Source organism: Fluctibacter corallii, assembly GCF_025751585.1.
In the GTDB taxonomy this organism is placed as follows: domain Bacteria; phylum Pseudomonadota; class Gammaproteobacteria; order Enterobacterales; family Alteromonadaceae; genus Fluctibacter_A; species Fluctibacter_A corallii.
Map to the genome: position 1 here is coordinate 40,600 of NZ_JAOWKX010000003.1, position 17,938 is coordinate 58,537.

Genomic DNA, 17,938 nt, shown 5'->3' on the forward strand with positions numbered 1-17,938 from the left:
TAAAAAGGTGGCTGCCAGCTTGCTCGTGAGTGGGTATTAATCAGAGCCGCTTACAATTTGTATTTGAGCAATATCGGTATCTCCTTTGATCACTTTATAGATGCCATCTTGCGTCAAGGTGCGCATACCATCTGACATCGCTTGTTCTTTCATCTCACTGACGGACGCTTCTTTATATATAAGTGAACGTAATTCAGGGGTCATCGCCAGTAATTCGTGAACTCCAGTCCTGCCTTTATAGCCGGTGTCTCCACACGCTTCGCACCCTTTCGCCCGATGCAGCTTTAAGGGAGATGGCAAATCTAATTCTGTAAGGAATGCATCCCCATACTGGCGGCGAATAAATCCCATATCACTGTCGGTGGCGACATATTCTTCTTTGCAACTTGAACATAAGGTACGAATTAGCCGTTGCGCGAGAATCCCTACGCAGGCATCAGAAAAGTTAACGGGATCCAAGCCTAAATCCAGTAATCGAGTAATGGTCTCGGGTGCAGAGTTTGTGTGTAGTGTTGATAATACCAAGTGCCCAGTTAGAGATGCTTCTATACCTGCGTGTGCGGTTTCTTTATCACGCATTTCACCAATGAGGATAATGTCGGGATCGGCGCGTAAAAACGCTCTAAGCGCATTGGCAAAGGTGAAGCCAATTTTGGGGCTGACCTGAACTTGCTGTAAACCAGGCTGTGTGATTTCTACAGGATCTTCTGCTGTCCAGATTTTCTTATCTGGGGTGTTTAGGTAACCGAGCACGGCATGAAGCGTGGTGGTTTTCCCAGACCCAGTCGGGCCCACCACAAGCAGAATGCCGTGGGGTTTTCGAATCATGGTTTTCAAACGTTCAAAATTGGAAGGTGCTAAATTCATTTTTTCAATTGGCATTGCCCCGCCCGAGGCGAGGATACGCATGACAACCCCTTCGCCTGCAACAGTCGGAATCGTAGCAACACGGACTTCTACCAATTTGCCTGACATCTTGAATGCGAGCTTGCCATCTTGCGGAATACGTTTTTCTGCAATATTGAGGTTTGCCATAATCTTGATACGTGCTATTACCGCATTATGGTGTGATGCTGGGATTTGAGTAATGTCTCGGCAAACTCCGTCGATGCGCATACGAACGCGGGTGGGGGCGCTTTTCTCTGCATCGACATGAATATCAGAAGCGTTTAGGCGCTTGGCATCATGCAATATTCTACTGACAAGTCTTACTACTGCAGGCGCGTCATCAGATAATTCATCTTGGTGATCTTCTGCTTCTTCTGCGCTGGTGCTGATTTCATCAAGAATTTCATCCATCTCACCAGGTGAGCCACCTGAGCCACTGCCTTCCCCCAAATATTGAAGTACATGGGTGGGTAAACCCACTGCGATGTCATAATTATCTATGCCCAGCGCGCTTTCTACTTCCATTATCAGGGCCGCATTATTGGGTTCTGACATAAGCACAACAGGGTTTTCACTTGCATCAGCAATCACAGCGACGAAATTACGCTTTAAGTAGGATAAATTTAATTTGCTGTTACTTTGAAACAAATGATATTTGTCTGGCAGGTACGGAATAAATGGAACCTGATGATGAACAGATAGCGCATTGCCAATTTGTTCCTCTGAGATACGATATTCGGTAATCAGTTTTTGCGTGATTTGTTTAACGTCCTGCCCTGACTCTAGAACATTCGAAAGGTCTTTTTGAGCGATCAGGTTACTATGAATGAGGAATTCAAATGGATGGCTTGTGCCACCTAATTCATAGCGGAACTTTTTACCAAATAGGTTTGCGATTTCATTGGCTACTTGAAGATCGCGCTCGTTGAAACCGCCTGTTTTTTTGTTGATAATTTGCAGGATCCCCATTAAGACACCGGCATTGAGTATCGGTATACATAAAATCGTATTGGTCTTAAAGGATGAAGACTTATCAAATTTATCAGCAAATCTGAGTCTGGGATGGATTTTTTGTAGCGCCTGACTATCGTAAGGATCGTCGATAATCAGCGGAAGTTGACTCAATGCAACATAGCCAGCGATAGATTGCGCAGTAATCGGTACCTTAATTTCGCGCGTTTCTTTACCAGTTTTAAACCTAGCAACCAAATCTTGGTGCAATCGTCGGCGCATGAATATACTCATTCTTTCCGCCCCGAAAATATCGAGTACGATTGGCTCTAATTGTTGGTATGCATCCATAAGGGATGAGTGCTGATCCAATACACTAGAAATACTACTGAGTTGGTTGTCCTCTGGTTGCGAGTGGGGAGCGATGTCTATCATTACTGCGTCTTTCTATTCATTCTTGTTTAACTATAACCTATTGCACGAGAATATCCGTATCGGGTTTTATTCATGGTTAGCGAAATGGGTAATAATTGACTCACATTTTAATCAGCTGTAAAAGTAATTGCATATTTTCGTGATGCACCACTTTATCCCAGTAGTCTGTTGACTGCTACTGACCAAACGTCCGTTTCAAGAATGATAATGTTAATTAAAATGTGTATACCAACGTGACAGACGTTTGCGTGTCAAGGTTTTCCCTTTCTTCTGGTACGTCTGAGTTGTGGTTTAATGTCAGTGCGACTTTCATCGAAATATCTTCATATAGTTTGGCAGAGACGGAAGTTTCGGATTTAGACTTAACGTTGTCTGAACCTACTTCTGTGCTTATGAGTTGTTTAAATACTGCGGTTTCAGATATGTTCCAGCGATAGTCTAATGCACCTCTTACGATGACGCCTTTTACCGTTTCTCCGTTTTCCTGTTTATCGTATGAATAACCTGGACCAATGCTGTATTCAAACTTGCTTGTTTCAGTATCCCAAAGTTTTTCGCTCCAGCCTATGGCAACAGTAGATTGATAATCAAAGCCACTAAAGCGATCATCTTCATACGAACCGAAGCCGAAAATACGCTGGTTAGGATCTTCAAGCTTGTAATTTAGTTGAGCTGAAACAAAGTACTTTTGCGCCGTTGTTTCACTTTGCTCCGTGCCGTCGTCGTTTTCTACTTCGTCTTCTTTATAAAGCCCTTCAACAATATAATCGTTGCTGAAGCTATCCAATTCGTGATGAGCAGAAAGCTTGGCTTTAACTGAGGTTGTGTCGGTATTGCCTGTTGTTACTATCAGACCGAATTCTCCCTCCATCTCGAAAAGTGGTGAGGCGTCTTGAGCTTCTGCTAATAGCGCGGTAAATAGAAGCGGTATTCCTAAAATATATTTCACTTATTTCTCCTTGAAGATTGCCTGTAAGAAATATAGCGCATAATTTTGTAACCACTTCATTTTTCAGTATTTAATTCGAATTATTGGCGTTTTAAGCGGCAGAATAGTAATAGGGGGGCTCATAATATTGCTATAGCCAACCATATCTCCATATATGTCGACACATTCTAGTGTCAGATGGTTATTCTCAATGGGAGCATAAAATATAATTTCGAGACTACTACTTTGAGGGGTAATTATCATTTTATTATCATTGAAAACGTTACACTCAAAGATGTCTGGATGTTCAAAAACAAGATCGACAGGCTCACCTACTCTTACGAATCTTTTTGACCAAGATGTTATATATGGCGTAGTCGTGGCGTCTACATATATTGTTCTTTGCGGACCGCAGTCTTTACTCGGGTTTCTATAGGTCCCAATTTGTTTACAGGCTTTTATCCAGAATGTGTGAAGTTTCTCTGCTGATATAGGGAGCTCGAATTGCATTTGACCTCCCGTTCCTGAAACAAACGTATTCGGCATAGAAGTTCCCCCCACTGTGTAGTAGCCGGGAGGGGAATGGGGGATTTCATTTGAATGTTGCCAGTTCAGGTAGGCGACTTTGCCTGCTGGCAATTGAATCGACGTTCTTCCATAGTGCGTATTGTCTATCGAATCAGATACTCCCACGAATTCAATTTCTTTGGTAATTGGTAATTGATCAACATTGAACGTAGCAACCTCAGATAGTCTATTGTTCAACATGAACTCAATCTTGTATTGTCCTTTAGTGAGCTTTCCAAAATCATGTGTAAATAATTGATGTGTCTCTGAATAATCCATTGTGTGCCAGTCACCATCATTTAGACGGGCTTTGAAGCTTTGTATGTCGGCACCACCAGTCTGTTTGGCTGATAATATAAACGATTCAGTGTCGTATACATTTCTATTTTCAGTAAGCGCGTTGTATTTTATTTCAACAAGTGGATAAGGGCTGTAAATTGAAACATCTACTGAAGGTGATGGCGGTCCGCAGATGATACTCTGCTCCGAAGCTTCAATTTTTTTTGCAAACCCGCATACTGTTACCGCGAAGGTATGAATACCCTCCTGCTTGAGTGTATATTCTGTGTGAATGTAGTCTCCCCCAAATCTATTATCCAGATAAGGTAAAGAGCGATACCAAAGTGCGTAAGGTTGTCCATTTCTAAGGATTCGATAGAAGCCGTTTCTATCTTGAATATCAGGATGCGGAGAAAAATGGAGATACAAAGGTTCTTCAGTTGATGCTCTAACGGTCTTGCGCACACTATCGAAAGGGTGGTCCTGAGTGCTGACGCTCACATTTGTGACAGGGGCAGTTGGAGGATAAAAGCTCCCAGCTTGAAGACCAGAATAAACAGTAACTGATTTTGCTGGACCGCAATCTGTTTCCATATTCATTTCGGCCCCGATTTGATTGCATGGCAAAATTGAGTAAATCTTAACTCCCTCACTCCCAACATTGTTTAACTCCCAATGCATAGCGTGATCTTGGTATTTGTGCTTTAAATAGCTGGGCGTACCGCGCACAAAACCAATCGACTCTCCATTTCTTAAGAGTTTGTAATAGCCGTAAACGGATGTAGACACTTGCTCTGACGGCTGCCAATGCAGTGTTACTCCAGAATTTTCAGGGACACTCAATGAGGAAATAGTTGGGTCAAACTCTGATGAATCTCCAGATACGGACAGCCAAGTTACTGCCTTATTGGGCTTGGCGTAAACCGTAATTTGTTCATTATGAGATGTGTTGCCATTAATTTTGTATGTGACAATATGAGCACCAGAGCTAATAGGGCCTAAATTGCCTGTGAACGTTGCTTGGTTTTTCTCTAACCTAACCCATGATGAATCATTAATGCTTACGTCTATAAAGGTGATATCATTCTCTAGTAAAGCCGTAGCAGTAATAATAAAATTCTGATTCTCCCAAAGTATATTATTATTCTTTTCATTGGCAGAATGATCTATTTCTAAGCGTTTGACGGGAGTGTACTGCAATCGTTCTAAAAAGGGGCCGCATTCAGTTTGGTTACACGCTCTTACTTTTATGTCTACGGGATGAGAGTTAATACTTTTCCATATAAAAGATGGCGATGTTGTGATTGTCTTTAATCCGTTCAACCACACTTCGTAATATGTCGCATGCTCAACTACTTTCCATTGAAATTCTGCTTCACTGTGTGTGTACAGTTTGCTTGGAATACTAACGAATTGTACGGTATCTGAAAAAGACGTGGGGTGCGGTTGCGTATGTGTGTAATGGGTAATAGAGGATATAAAGTTACCAGCGTTCGCAATGGAAGACGTAAACCATAAGCACAATAAAAAGCTAGCATTGAGGTAGCCATTTAAAAGAAAAGACTTAGGACCTCGTAATAAGGTTGCAATCATAACACACCCCCTCAAATAATTCTCGTTACTGACTTACTATGACTTTACAAGGACGTGTTCCGCATAGAGGATGTGGAGCTTCTTCTAAAATGTACATATTTTTAGCGCTATTACTTGAGTTTTGGCACGCTTGAGTCGATAAATTTCGGATAGAGCGGTAACCGGTGACAGTGTTATTTAGGTTTCCTTGAACATAATTTCCATTTGCAAAATATGGGTTCCATTGATGAATTGTGTGCTCAGACAATGGTGTACCCGTGCAATTGCTTCCTGAGTAATAAACTTGTGATAGTGAAGGCTTAGCATCATAGTATTGAAGCTCTGATGTGGCTGTATTTCCTACATAGGCCCACCTGTCTTTACTAAAAGCCGTGATTATTATGCCCACTTGATGTTTTTCATCACCCGTAACCATTGCAGCAATCTTACCTGTATTAGCTGTTGTATTCATAGAAGAAAAATTAACATTGATTGATTCTGCGCGCTCAACTCCAGAGATGTCAGCGCAGTCATTGGCGGGTTCAATATTCACTGATTTGCTTTGATCGAGCGCTAACATTAATAATGAATAGGATGCTCTGCCAGATTCGGTATTCAAAGACAAAGACCAAAATTGCTCATTTTCATTGGTGACGCAAGCGGCATGTTGCTGGCGCTCTGCACTTGTGCTGAAAAGCACATGGTTGCCTTTTACTTTTAATGTTTGAACGTAGCTAGCATGGGAAGCGGACATGGTGATTGTCGCGCTTGTTACGGTAAATAAACCTAGTAATCTATTCAGCGTTTGTACGAAACGACTCATTGTATTTACACCTATGGTTGTTTGATATGTATGGTTGGGGCGTGTAACGGTATAATCGTTATCGGAGGACTTATCGCTCTGCCTTCGCGGATGGTGTCGCCCGCGCGATCTACACAATCCCACAGAAGTTGCATATCCTTTCCGGCTTGGTAAAACGTCACTTCAATGGCGCCTTGCTTGTTATTCCTAACCGTATAGCTTTTATTGTTCATTTGATTGCATTCGAAGATTTCGGGGTTATTATATTTCAGCAATACTGACTCTCCGACTCTGACATTTTTTTTCTGCCAACGTAGTCCCATGTCGACAGCCCCTATACCGAGATTAATAGCAGTAGAGGGGCCGCAGTCGGTGAAGGTTTTGCGTTGAGTACCCTGCTGTTTACAGGCTTTTAACCACAGTGTATGAATGCCATCTTGAGTTACAGGTATTTCAAAGTGATAGACGTCTTGATTGCCTTCTATGAAATAAGGTTCTATTCCTATGCCCGTGATGACGTAATAGCCGGGTGGGGAGTGTGGTATCTGGTCGGATGCTCGCCAAAATAAGTAGCCTTTTTCACCACTACTGACGCTGAATGTCGTGCCATTGAAAGTTGGTGTGTTTGCTGATGCAGAGAGGCCAATGGATTTTACGGGTTCTGTCACAGGCGATAGTTTGACCGAGAAGTTTTCAGCTTTTATCAGCTTTCCATTAACCAACAGTTCAAGTTGATACAATCCTTTGGTCAAATAGCCAAAGTCATACCAGTAGGAGCCATTACGACTTGCTAAATTATGCCATGTTCCTCCATTTAACCGAGCTTGTATGTCGGTAATAGGGGCTCCGCCTGTACGCGTTACATTTAACAGAAAGCGCTCTGTATCGTAAATCGGGTTAGTTGCAAAGTCTCTTTCGTGCAAATGTGTATGCACTTCAGGATAAGGGTTTTTTACTGTTACTACTACTGGCTCTGACTCTTGCCCACATTCAAAGCTAATTGAATCGTCGATAAAAAGAATGCGATTACATAGTTTAACTCTAAATTCATATGTTCCCTCTTTTTCAAGAACGACTTGCTTATGGAACAAATCATCGTCTTTAGAATAAAACTCAGTAGCTACCCCTAAATTATACAATGCCCATCGCTCTTGGCCATTAATACTCACAGAATATCTACTTCTGGGAAATCCTTCTGCTTCAGGTGAGCGTTCCCAATGCAACATGAAAGGCTCCCCTGCTATTACATCAAGTGATTTTGTAGCGTGTTCCATCTTCACCCGCATTTTCGTTACAGATAAATCTTCAATAGGGAAGATTGGAATACTTGGACTTTCCTCTTTCAATCCAATTTTAATTTTCGTATACGTGATTGGACCACAATCTTTGTCAATTATTTTGACGGGTCGCCCCACAATGCAAGACCTGATAGAGATATTTAATTGTCCAAATTCTGAGCCTGTATCAAATTCACGAATAAAATTTTGATAGTTGTACAATTTGTGAATCCAAGGGAATGCGTCTCCGTAGGCGTCTACCCATCCTTTCCCATTAATGGACAATCTGTAATAGCCATGTGGTGTTCTAGGTACCTCTTCTGACTCTTCCCAATGAAACAAAAGTGTAGAGTTAGGTTCTGCGTGAAAGATATTTGGATGAGCTAATATCTTTCCCCCTTTAGTTGAGATACCTACAATTTTTGCTGCTGTAGTAGGTGTGCTGTAAGCTCGTATACTTTCACTATATATCTCACTATTGTTTATTCTTAACTGAAGCTCATACTCGCCTGTGCTCAAAGGTCCAAAATTGTATGAATAGGCGTCATTGACTCTATCTAATTGCAACCACTCGTTCTCGTCGAGTCGTGCTTCTAATTTGGTCACTAAAGGACCGTTCATTTGTTTAAAGTTAATGGAAAACTCTTCACTATCCCTCAATATAGATGATTGAGTAATACGAGCGCTATGATCGAGCGTAAAATAAGAGAGTACCTCTACTGAGTTTATATTCGTAAAACCACCACATATTGAAGCGGTGCAGGCGCGCACCTTAATATCTTGGTGCCCCTGTTGGGAAAATGTATGTATAAAGTGCGGGGCAGATGACGTGTAACGTTTCTGATTTATCCAAATTTCGTAATACTCAGCATGATCAATAATTTGCCACGAGAATGTCAATGGTTTATCGGTGAGAAGGTGCTCAGGTAACGTGAAAGTATCTGGTTGAATATTAAGATGCTGAGTGTCAACACTCCCTTGAGATAGCTCAGTATTGTAGTAGGCAATATTAGTAAAAAAGCTTGCTGAGGATGGTGTGGTGTAAAATAAGGTTGCCGTTAGTGTGAAAAGGCAAACCGCAAAATCGCGTAAACAGAGCACAGACATGATAATCCCTAATCTCAATGGATGGCAAAGCACTAATCGTTTAAAACAGTAAGTTCGGCAACCGATTCAATATCGCTGTACTCGTTGCAAGATTGTGCACCAACGATAGAGATTGGAAGTTGATGAGTACTGGCGAACATAAGCGCACTGAACATGCCTTTTCCTTTTATGGAGTTAAGGGGAAATGACCAATGCAAGGGTTTTTCGCCTTGGCTACAAGATGCACGTGCTTGTACTTGCTTGACGGAGGGGAGTGTTTGAACAAAGGTAACAATCCCATTTTTAACAGAGAGTGATTCAACGCTAGAGGCGTTAGCCACGCTGGCATTCATGGCCAATAAGATAAAAAATACGGTTCTCATTTAAATTACTCCGTCATTCTAGCTACACAGGGCTTTTCGCCGCAAATAGGGTGTTCGGCTTCCTCCAGTAAATAGCCATCTCCCTTTATGCTGTAGCATTTACCGTTACTTCGCCTAGAGAGCAAATTAGTTTTGTGTTCCCCACCTTTATAAAATCTAATACCATCAAAAAAAATTCGATTACTTGGTAAGTAAGCTTTGCCTTTACATTCACGTTCGGCGTAATGTGTAATCATATTCGACACATATTCAACTTTGGGGTGGGCGTAGAATTGAGGACGTGTAGCAGGTTCATTAGTAAGGAAATAAAACGTATCTGAACGCGGTTCAAAGCTAATAATGCGTCCAACCAAGGTTTTTCCATCACCTTTAAATAAGCCAGGATAAGTTGCTTTTGACGTTAATGGCTGATTTTGTTGAATAGCCACGTGTGCGCTGGCTGCACGCTCAATTCCTTCGATATCACCACAATCGCCCGATGTTTCTATTGTTAGGGTTTTATGTTGATTGATAGCCAACATCGCCAATGTATAAATCGCGCGACCAGAGTCGGTAAGCAAAGACGCCGTCCATTTGTTTTCACCTTCTAGGTTTACGCAACTAGGATGTTTGCGCTCACGCGCTGGATCGGCAGTTTCAAGTATGATGATTTGATCAGAGACTTTCACCGATACAATACTGGCGTCACTGTCTATGCTGAACGTGGTGAGATAAAGAAACAATATTAAAAGTGTAGCAATAGGGCGGGGCGACATATGTAATCCTTTACTTCAAGGCTCAGATTAACTGCAATAAATTGTGCGAGCGTTAAAACAAGGCGCGCATTATACGGATTATACCTACTGAATAAATAGCTCAAAGGTGATTGAGGCTTAAAATATTGTTCAGAGTGCGTATCTTTTAACGCCAGCGTCAAGACAAAAGGATAGGTGCTGATCAAATAACATGCAGTTAAATTCCGTTTTAGGATTGCAAACATAATTCAAAAATGTATAATACGCGCCCATTGCCCGATATGGGCATGAGATTTTTGGCCTCGGCTAACGCTTAAGTGCTGAAAATAATTAGAACAGGGCCCCAATTGTGGGCTATCGGTTTACATGCATCCTCCCACCCTTAGAGTAGGGGTTGGTGTGGGTGGTTTTTTTTGTTCTTTCGATTGGAGCTTAATCGATGCCAAATCAAAGAATTCGTATTCGTTTGAAAGCGTTTGATCACAAGTTGATCGATCAGTCTACTGCGGAAATCGTAGAAACTGCGAAACGCACTGGTGCTCAGGTTAGCGGTCCTATTCCTCTACCTACTCGTAAAGAGCGCTACACAGTATTGATTTCTCCTCACGTGAATAAAGATGCACGTGATCAGTATGAAATCCGTACTCACAAGCGTTTGGTAGATATCATCGAGCCAACTGACAAAACAGTTGACGCGTTGATGCGTTTGGACTTGGCTGCCGGCGTTGATGTTCAAATCAGCCTGGGCTAACAAGAGAGGGTTTTAACAATGGCGATTGGTATAGTCGGTCGTAAAGTGGGTATGACGCGTATCTTCAATGAAGACGGTGTTTCTATCCCTGTGACTGTTATCGAAGCGACCCCTAACCGTGTAACTCAGGTTCGTACTGAGGAAACTGATGGGTATCGCGCGCTACAAGTAACCACTGGTACTAAAAAAGCTAACCGCGTTACTAAAGCTGAAGCAGGTCACTTTGCTAAAGCTGGCGTGGAAGCAGGCCGTGGTTTGTGGGAGTTCCGTTTAGGCAACGAAGAAGGCGAAGGCCTAGAAGTTGGCAGTGAAATCACTGTTGAAATCTTTGCTGAAGCTCAAAAAGTTGACGTAGCGGGCACTTCTAAAGGTAAAGGTTTCCAAGGTGCTATCAAGCGCTGGAACTTCAGTTCACAGCGTATGACTCACGGTAACTCTTTGTCTCACCGTGCTCCTGGTTCAATTGGTCAAAACCAATCACCAGGTAAAGTATTCAAAGGCAAGAAAATGGCTGGTCAACTAGGTAATGCTAGTGTGACTACTCAGTCTTTGGAAATTGTACGTGTTGACGCGGAGAATAACCTTCTTCTAGTCAAAGGTGCAGTACCTGGCGCGACAGGCGGCGATGTAATCGTTAAGCCTGCAGAAAAAGCATAACGTCTGGGGAGTTTAGTGATGGAATTAGTATTGAAAGACGCGAACAGCGCTCTTGAAGTATCCGAAGCGACCTTTGGACGTGAGTTCAACGAAGCACTGGTTCACCAGGTTGTCGTTGCATTCGGTGCAGGTGCACGTCAAGGCACAAAAGCACAAAAGACTCGCTCTGAGGTTAGCGGTGGTGGTAAAAAGCCATGGCGTCAAAAAGGTACTGGCCGCGCTCGTGCTGGTACTATCCGTAGCCCAATTTGGGTTGGCGGTGGCCGCGCATTTGCTGCTAAACCACAAGATCACAGCCAAAAAGTTAACCGTAAAATGTACCGTGGTGCGATCAAAAGCATCCTTTCTGAGCTGGTACGTCAGGAACGTTTGGTTGTAGTAGAAAAGTTCGGTGTTGATGCACCTAAGACTAAAGCACTTGTAGCTAAGCTTAACGAACTTGAGCTTAACGACGTGCTAATCGTTACGTCTGAAGTAGATGAGAACTTGTTCTTGTCTTCACGCAACTTGTACAAAGTTGACGTACGTGACGTTCAAGGCATCGACCCAGTAAGCTTGATTGCTTTTGAGAAAGTGTTGATGACTGCTGATGCAGTTAAGCAACTAGAGGAGGCGTTAGCATGATCTCTGAAGAACGTCTACTTAAGGTGCTGCTAGCACCTCATATTTCTGAAAAATCAACGATGGCTGCTGAAGGCAACAATACCGTTGTATTTAAAGTAGCGAAAGACGCGAACAAAGCTGAAATCAAAGCGGCAGTTGAGAAACTGTTCGAAGTTGAAGTTGACGGCGTTCGCACTGTAAACGTAAAGGGTAAAACCAAGCGTCACGGTATGTCTTTCGGTAAGCGTAGCGACTGGAAAAAAGCATATGTAGTGCTTAAAGAAGGTCAGGACATCGACTTTGTCGGTGGCGAAGCGTAAGAAGGGGATTAGACATGCCATTATTGAAAGCTAAGCCGACTTCTGCAGGTCGTCGTCACGTTGTTCAGGTAGTTAACCCTGATCTACACAAAGGCGCTCCTTATGCTCCTTTGCTAGAAAAGAATAGCAAGTCTGGTGGTCGTAACAACAATGGTCGCATTACTGTGCGTCACATTGGTGGTGGCCACAAGCAGCACTATCGTGTTATCGACTTCAAACGCAACAAAGACGGCATTCCAGCTAAAATTGAGCGTTTGGAATATGATCCAAACCGTTCTGCTAACATTGCTCTTATTTTGTATGCAGACGGTGAGCGTCGTTACATCTTGGCACCAAAAGGCTTGAAAGCAGGTGATGCTATCCAGTCTGGTTCAGATGCAGCGATCAAAGCAGGTAACTCTCTACCTATGCGCAACATCCCAGTAGGTACTACGGTACACGCGATTGAGATGAAGCCAGGTAAAGGTGCGCAAATTGCGCGTTCTGCTGGTGCATATGCACAGATTTTGGCGCGTGACGGAGCGTATGTAACACTTCGTCTACGTTCTGGCGAAGTACGTAAAGTGCTTGCTGACTGCCGTGCAACTATCGGTGAAGTTGGTAACGCAGAGCACATGCTTCGTTCACTAGGTAAAGCTGGTGCAACGCGTTGGCGCGGTGTGCGTCCAACAGTTCGTGGTGTTGCCATGAACCCAGTAGATCACCCACACGGTGGTGGTGAAGGTCGTACGTCAGGTGGCCGTCATCCAGTTACACCATGGGGTGTACCAACTAAGGGTAAGAAGACCCGTAGTAACAAGCGTACAGATAAGTTAATCGTACGTCGTCGTAATAAGTAATAGCGAGGATTCACCATGCCACGTTCTCTCAAGAAAGGTCCATTTATTGACCTGCACTTGTTGAAGAAGGTAGAGGCTGCAGTGGAAAAGGGCGAAAAGAAACCAATTAAAACTTGGTCTCGTCGCTCTATGATCATCCCAGATATGATTGGGTTGACCATTGCGGTCCATAACGGTCGTCAACACGTTCCTGTATATGTCAGTGACGAAATGGTTGGCCATAAGTTGGGCGAATTTGCGCCAACGCGTACTTACCGCGGCCATGTCGCGGATAAGAAAGCGAAGAGATAAGGGGAAGAGTAATGGAAGCATTAGCTAAACATCGTTTTGCCCGCACTTCTGCTCAGAAGGCTCGCTTGGTTGCAGATCAAATTCGCGGTTTACACGTTGAAAAAGCACTTGAACTTTTGACTTATAGTCCTAAGAAAAGTGCTGCTCTAATCAAAAAAGTATTAGAGTCAGCGATTGCGAACGCCGAACACAACGAAGGCGCAGACATCGATGAGTTGACTGTTGCTAAGATTTTCGTTGACGAAGGTCCAACTATGAAGCGTATCAAGCCACGAGCTAAAGGTCGTGCTGATCGTATCTTTAAACGCAGCAGCCACATCACTGTTGTGGTAGCGGACTAGGAGTAGATAATGGGACAGAAGGTACATCCTACAGGTATACGCCTGGGTATCAGCAAACCATGGACTTCTACCTGGTACGCTAATACTGCGGAATATGCAGATAACCTGTATAACGATCATCAAGTACGTCAGTACTTGACGAAACAATTGAAAAACGCGTCTCTTTCTAAAATCGTAATCGAGCGTCCTGCTAAGAGCATCCGTGTGACTATTCACACTGCTCGTCCAGGCGTGGTTATCGGTAAGAAAGGTGAAGACGTAGAGAAGCTTCGCAAGCAAGTATCTAAGTTGGCAGGTGTGCCGGCTCAGATCAATATTGCTGAAGTTCGTAAGCCTGAACTTGACGCACAGTTGGTAGCAGATTCTATCTCTAGCCAGCTAGAGCGCCGTGTAATGTTCCGTCGTGCTATGAAGCGTGCGGTACAAAACGCGATGCGTCTTGGTGCTAAAGGTATCAAAGTTGAAGTAAGTGGTCGTCTTGGTGGTGCTGAAATCGCACGTTCTGAGTGGTACCGTGAAGGTCGTGTACCTCTACACACTTTCCGTGCTGACATCGATTACGCAACTTCAGAAGCTTTGACTACTTACGGTATCATCGGCGTTAAAGTTTGGATCTTCAAAGGTGAAGTACTAGGCGGATTGCCTGCTGCGAATGCTGAACAACCAGCTGCACCTAAGAAGAAAGGCCGTTCAGCTAAACGCGAGGGCTAATTATGTTACAACCTAAACGTATGAAGTTCCGCAAAATGCACAAAGGCCGCAACCGTGGTCTTGCAATTGCGGGAAGCAAAGTTAGCTTCGGTACTTACGGTTTGAAAGCTGTTGGCCGTGGTCGTATGACTGCGCGTCAAATCGAAGCGGCTCGTCGTGCCATGACTCGTCACATTAAGCGTCAAGGTAAAATTTGGATTCGAGTTTTCCCTGACAAGCCAATTACTGAGAAGCCTCTTGAGGTTCGTCAAGGTAAAGGTAAAGGTAATGTTGAGTACTGGGTATGCCAAATTCAACCAGGTCGCGTGCTTTATGAAATGGAAGGTGTTCCAGAAGCATTGGCTCGCGAAGCGTTTGAATTGGCAGCGGCTAAATTGCCATTTAAGACAACCTTTGTAACTCGGACGGTGATGTAATGAAAGCGACAGAACTGAAAGAAAAGAACGTAGAAGAATTGAACGCAGAGCTAATTAACTTGCTTCGCGAACAGTTCAACCTACGTATGCAGCACAGCACTGGTCAGCTTGAAAAAACTGACCAGCTTAAGAAAGTGCGTCGTAACATCGCGCGTGTTAAAACCATTCTGACTCAAAAGGCTGATGCGTAATGACTGAACAGAAAATTCGTACAGTACAAGGTCGTGTGGTTAGCAACAAGATGGACAAAACCATCACTGTTATGGTTGAGCGTTTTGTAAAGCACCCTATCTACGGGAAGTATACTAAGCGTTCTACTAAGCTACACGCACATGACGAGACTAACCAGTGCAACGAAGGTGACGTAGTAACAATCCGTGAATGTCGCCCTCTATCTAAGTCTAAGACTTGGATGTTAGTCGACGTTATTTCTAAAGCTCAATAAGCTTTGGTTAAATAACTAAAAAAGGCGCTCACTGAGCGCCTTTTTTGATCGCCTTCTCTCTGAGTTAAGTTTGTCGCTCTTACTTCTAACTTAAGTCAGCTAAACTATTCTCCACAATCTTCTTCTTGATCCCATTCTGGCATGGGAAGAGGTTCGGCATCGTCCATTTCTTCTTCACTCCAGTCTTCAGGGATATCTTCCTCACTGGGCGTATTTGAAGCGTTAATAAACATCATGACCCATCTCCACAATCGTTCACTGTTTCGGCCACCTTATGTGCAGCGCAATAGTATTGAATCGCGTATTGTTACGTTGAAAAAATAAAGCGTTCTTACTAAATAAGTTTAGCAAGAACGCTGAGGTTTACTTAACGTGTGATTACGACTTTTGCGATTTCAGCAAGTTGTATAATGACTTGGCATTATTGTTAAAGTACGGTGAGTACATTTCGTGCTTTTTACTGCTGCGACGATAGCTGTTCAAACCATTCACATAATTGCCCGTTGCGAAGCGCATGATCCATGGTCCACCACTTGAACCACCCGTTAAATCACTGCCTACCCCTATGGGTTTTGGTGAAGCACCCACACTGCCATGGTATGCATAAGACGAAGTACACGTGATTAAGCGTTTTCCATTAAATGGTGCTGCGGCTGGGTAGCCAAACTGTGTCCAATGCTGGTACTTACTAAAGTTCCAAGCAAAGCCTAACCAACCGACTACTTGGCTCAAACGTTTACCATTACGTTTGTACACAATACCGCCGCCCATATCTTGCGCCAGTCCTTTTGGAATTCCATGTTTATACCAAGATGTTCTAACCCACATACGTTTAACGTGCCACTGGCCGAATGGGGCTGCGCCGTCTTTGTATGCAGGTACGAATACTACGTTGGTCGCCCATCCACTGGCCTTATTGTTACCCGCGTGAAGGCAGTGTCCTGCTGTCCAGATAGCATCACCACCGATTGATGAAGCAGAGCAAACATACGACTTACCATTACGTTTGAAAAACAGCTTGCCTACGCAGCGATAAGGGTACACTTTGTAGGAATCAAATACTTCATAGCGAGTATACGGAGGTGGGTAGTTGTAACCACCACTGGTGGCTTGCTCTTCAAAGTCATCTTCAGCATCAAGCTCTGGCTCGCCACTTTCGGCAAACATACCGCCTTCTTCGGCTTGCGTGAACTTCTCCTCTTCAACTTTTTTGAGTGCGGCATCGGAGACTTCAATGATGTCGCAAGGTTCAGCTTGTTCCATCTCTTCTGCTGTCCATAGCTCTTCATCCATGGTTTGAATTTGTGCAACTGGAGATTCTGAGTTGCCAAGGTCCATTAAGCTGCGATCATCTTCAGCTTGTTTTGCTGAACCGCCGCCACCTTCTTGAGAATTACCCATTTTTTCGCTCCTTACATTTGAAAATAAATAGGTTTGAAAGCCCGGAAATGAAAAGCCCCACAACTCCATTCGAGGCAGAAAAAACGTGCTTTCAATGATAAAGTGAGCGGTTTTTGATGTTTATCTCAGTAATAACAGGTAAAAAATACGGTGTTTTCACTAACGAAATGATTTTCAAGCGATTAAACTTACGCTCTTTTGACTCGCTAAATGTAGTCTGCGTATAAATATTTTGCCGTAACGTAATAGGAATGAACCATATGCAAGCCATGCTCGACGAAATCTACAATGAGGTTCTGCCGTTGTTAGGAGAAGGACGGGTTGCGGATTACATTCCAGCACTTGCAAAGGTGGATCCAAATCAGGTGGGCATTGCAGTCTGTGACTTACATGGCAATACCTACACAGCCGGAGATGCAAATACTGCGTTTTCTATTCAGAGTATTTCTAAGTTGCTCACTCTTGTATTGGGAATGGAAATCTATGGCGATGCACTTTGGAAGTGTGTTGATAAGGAACCATCAGGGCAGGCTTTTAATTCTCTTATTCAGTTAGAAATGGAGCATGGTATACCCCGTAACCCGTTTATCAACGCGGGTGCACTGAAGGTGTGCGATATGCTCTATAGCCGCTTAGCTACGCCGAAACAGCGTATGAAAGAAATGATGTGCAAGTTAAGTGGCAATGCTCACGTGACATGTAATCATACGGTAGCCGACTCTGAACGCATGCACGGAGCACGAAGTGCGGCAATGGCCTACCTGATGAAAGCGTTTAAAAACTTTGATAACGATGTAGATGACGTACTTGATGCTTATTATTTTGCTTGTGCATTAGAGATGAACTGTGTTGATTTAGCTAAGGCCTTTTTGTTTTTGGCGAATCAAGGTAAAACGTTGGATGCTAAACATACGATTTTAACCACTACGCAAACCAAGCAGGTTAATGCGCTAATGGCGACGTGTGGTATGTACAATCAGGCTGGAGACTTTGCTTATCGTGTGGGATTACCAGGTAAAAGCGGAGTAGGCGGTGGAATAGTTGCCATTATTCCGAATCACCTTTCTATTTGTGTATGGTCACCAGAGTTAAATGACACAGGTAATTCGTTGATCGGTATTGAGATATTAGAGCGATTTACCGCGCGCATTGGTAAATCAATCTATTAGTCATTGAGAAAAGCCATTATCTTAGTAACCTGAAACGTCACGTAACAAAAGATTCGGGCTAGCTGTATGTGTAAGCGAATGCCGTTTCTGGG

21 protein-coding genes are annotated in these 17,938 nt (G+C 43.4%); 12 read left to right on the top strand and 9 right to left on the bottom strand.

Annotated elements, in window-relative coordinates; all coding sequences use genetic code 11:
• Window positions 1-36: 36 nt before the first annotated feature.
• From OE749_RS06400 to OE749_RS06430, 7 genes are all read right to left on the bottom strand, one after another.
• Window positions 37-2,190: a GspE/PulE family protein gene (locus OE749_RS06400; RefSeq protein ID WP_263712002.1), complete on the bottom strand. Its 2,154-nt coding sequence runs from the start codon at window positions 2,188-2,190 to the stop codon at window positions 37-39.
• Between the two features lie 298 nt (window positions 2,191-2,488).
• Window positions 2,489-3,223: a DUF481 domain-containing protein gene (locus OE749_RS06405; RefSeq protein WP_263711548.1), complete on the bottom strand. Its 735-nt coding sequence runs from the start codon at window positions 3,221-3,223 to the stop codon at window positions 2,489-2,491.
• Window positions 3,224-3,286: 63 nt separating this feature from the next.
• Window positions 3,287-5,641 carry a hypothetical protein gene (locus tag OE749_RS06410; protein WP_263711549.1) on the bottom strand — a complete coding sequence of 785 codons (2,355 nt, stop codon included), beginning with the start codon at window positions 5,639-5,641 and terminating at the stop codon, window positions 3,287-3,289.
• 25 nt (window positions 5,642-5,666) lie between these two features.
• Window positions 5,667-6,443 carry a hypothetical protein gene (locus OE749_RS06415; protein WP_263711550.1) on the bottom strand — a complete coding sequence of 259 codons (777 nt, stop codon included), beginning with the start codon at window positions 6,441-6,443 and terminating at the stop codon, window positions 5,667-5,669.
• A gap of 11 nt (window positions 6,444-6,454) precedes the next feature.
• A complete protein-coding gene (locus tag OE749_RS06420; RefSeq protein ID WP_263711551.1) occupies window positions 6,455-8,806 on the bottom strand; it encodes a hypothetical protein in 2,352 nt (783 codons plus the stop codon).
• A gap of 32 nt (window positions 8,807-8,838) precedes the next feature.
• Window positions 8,839-9,168, bottom strand: coding sequence for a hypothetical protein (locus tag OE749_RS06425; protein ID WP_263711552.1), 330 nt, complete (start codon window positions 9,166-9,168; stop codon window positions 8,839-8,841).
• Between the two features lie 5 nt (window positions 9,169-9,173).
• On the bottom strand, window positions 9,174-9,923 hold the full coding sequence (locus OE749_RS06430; protein ID WP_263711553.1) for a hypothetical protein: 750 nt from the start codon (window positions 9,921-9,923) through the stop codon (window positions 9,174-9,176).
• A 418-nt stretch (window positions 9,924-10,341) separates the two neighbouring features.
• Between OE749_RS06430 and rpsJ the strand changes: the two genes are divergently transcribed.
• From rpsJ to rpsQ, 11 genes are read left to right on the top strand one after another with little or no spacing between them, the layout of a single operon-like run.
• A complete protein-coding gene (gene rpsJ, locus OE749_RS06435) occupies window positions 10,342-10,653 on the top strand; it encodes a 30S ribosomal protein S10 (protein ID WP_010179497.1) in 312 nt (103 codons plus the stop codon).
• A gap of 18 nt (window positions 10,654-10,671) precedes the next feature.
• On the top strand, window positions 10,672-11,310 hold the full coding sequence (gene rplC, locus OE749_RS06440; protein WP_263711557.1) for a 50S ribosomal protein L3: 639 nt from the start codon (window positions 10,672-10,674) through the stop codon (window positions 11,308-11,310).
• Window positions 11,311-11,328: 18 nt separating this feature from the next.
• Window positions 11,329-11,934 carry a 50S ribosomal protein L4 gene (rplD, locus tag OE749_RS06445; RefSeq protein ID WP_263711558.1) on the top strand — a complete coding sequence of 202 codons (606 nt, stop codon included), beginning with the start codon at window positions 11,329-11,331 and terminating at the stop codon, window positions 11,932-11,934.
• Window positions 11,931-12,233 carry a 50S ribosomal protein L23 gene (gene rplW / locus OE749_RS06450; RefSeq protein WP_263711559.1) on the top strand — a complete coding sequence of 101 codons (303 nt, stop codon included), beginning with the start codon at window positions 11,931-11,933 and terminating at the stop codon, window positions 12,231-12,233. Before rplD ends, rplW begins: the two co-directional genes overlap by 4 nt.
• A 14-nt stretch (window positions 12,234-12,247) precedes the next feature.
• Window positions 12,248-13,072 carry a 50S ribosomal protein L2 gene (gene rplB / locus OE749_RS06455; RefSeq protein ID WP_263711561.1) on the top strand — a complete coding sequence of 275 codons (825 nt, stop codon included), beginning with the start codon at window positions 12,248-12,250 and terminating at the stop codon, window positions 13,070-13,072.
• A gap of 15 nt (window positions 13,073-13,087) precedes the next feature.
• Complete coding sequence (rpsS, locus tag OE749_RS06460; RefSeq protein ID WP_263711563.1) at window positions 13,088-13,363, top strand: 30S ribosomal protein S19; 276 nt, start codon at window positions 13,088-13,090, stop codon at window positions 13,361-13,363.
• Window positions 13,364-13,374: 11 nt separating this feature from the next.
• Window positions 13,375-13,704 carry a 50S ribosomal protein L22 gene (rplV, locus tag OE749_RS06465; protein WP_263711564.1) on the top strand — a complete coding sequence of 110 codons (330 nt, stop codon included), beginning with the start codon at window positions 13,375-13,377 and terminating at the stop codon, window positions 13,702-13,704.
• 9 nt (window positions 13,705-13,713) lie between these two features.
• Window positions 13,714-14,415 carry a 30S ribosomal protein S3 gene (rpsC, locus tag OE749_RS06470; protein WP_263711566.1) on the top strand — a complete coding sequence of 234 codons (702 nt, stop codon included), beginning with the start codon at window positions 13,714-13,716 and terminating at the stop codon, window positions 14,413-14,415.
• A gap of 2 nt (window positions 14,416-14,417) precedes the next feature.
• A complete protein-coding gene (gene rplP, locus OE749_RS06475) occupies window positions 14,418-14,831 on the top strand; it encodes a 50S ribosomal protein L16 (RefSeq protein ID WP_263711567.1) in 414 nt (137 codons plus the stop codon).
• Complete coding sequence (gene rpmC, locus OE749_RS06480; protein WP_263711568.1) at window positions 14,831-15,022, top strand: 50S ribosomal protein L29; 192 nt, start codon at window positions 14,831-14,833, stop codon at window positions 15,020-15,022. The genes rplP and rpmC overlap by 1 nt, the downstream gene beginning before the upstream one ends.
• Window positions 15,022-15,276 carry a 30S ribosomal protein S17 gene (gene rpsQ / locus OE749_RS06485; RefSeq protein WP_263711569.1) on the top strand — a complete coding sequence of 85 codons (255 nt, stop codon included), beginning with the start codon at window positions 15,022-15,024 and terminating at the stop codon, window positions 15,274-15,276. The genes rpmC and rpsQ overlap by 1 nt, the downstream gene beginning before the upstream one ends.
• A gap of 104 nt (window positions 15,277-15,380) precedes the next feature.
• Here the strand turns inward: rpsQ and OE749_RS06490 are convergent, their stop codons facing one another.
• Both OE749_RS06490 and OE749_RS06495 read right to left on the bottom strand, forming a co-directional pair.
• Window positions 15,381-15,512, bottom strand: coding sequence for a hypothetical protein (locus tag OE749_RS06490; protein ID WP_263711570.1), 132 nt, complete (start codon window positions 15,510-15,512; stop codon window positions 15,381-15,383).
• Window positions 15,513-15,654: 142 nt separating this feature from the next.
• Window positions 15,655-16,677 carry a trypsin-like serine peptidase gene (locus OE749_RS06495; protein WP_263711571.1) on the bottom strand — a complete coding sequence of 341 codons (1,023 nt, stop codon included), beginning with the start codon at window positions 16,675-16,677 and terminating at the stop codon, window positions 15,655-15,657.
• 260 nt (window positions 16,678-16,937) lie between these two features.
• On the opposite strand from OE749_RS06495, the gene glsB reads away from it, so the two are divergent.
• Window positions 16,938-17,846 (top strand): glutaminase B, encoded by a 909-nt coding sequence (glsB, locus tag OE749_RS06500; RefSeq protein WP_404828138.1) that lies wholly within the window; start codon window positions 16,938-16,940, stop codon window positions 17,844-17,846.
• Window positions 17,847-17,938: the final 92 nt, after the last annotated feature.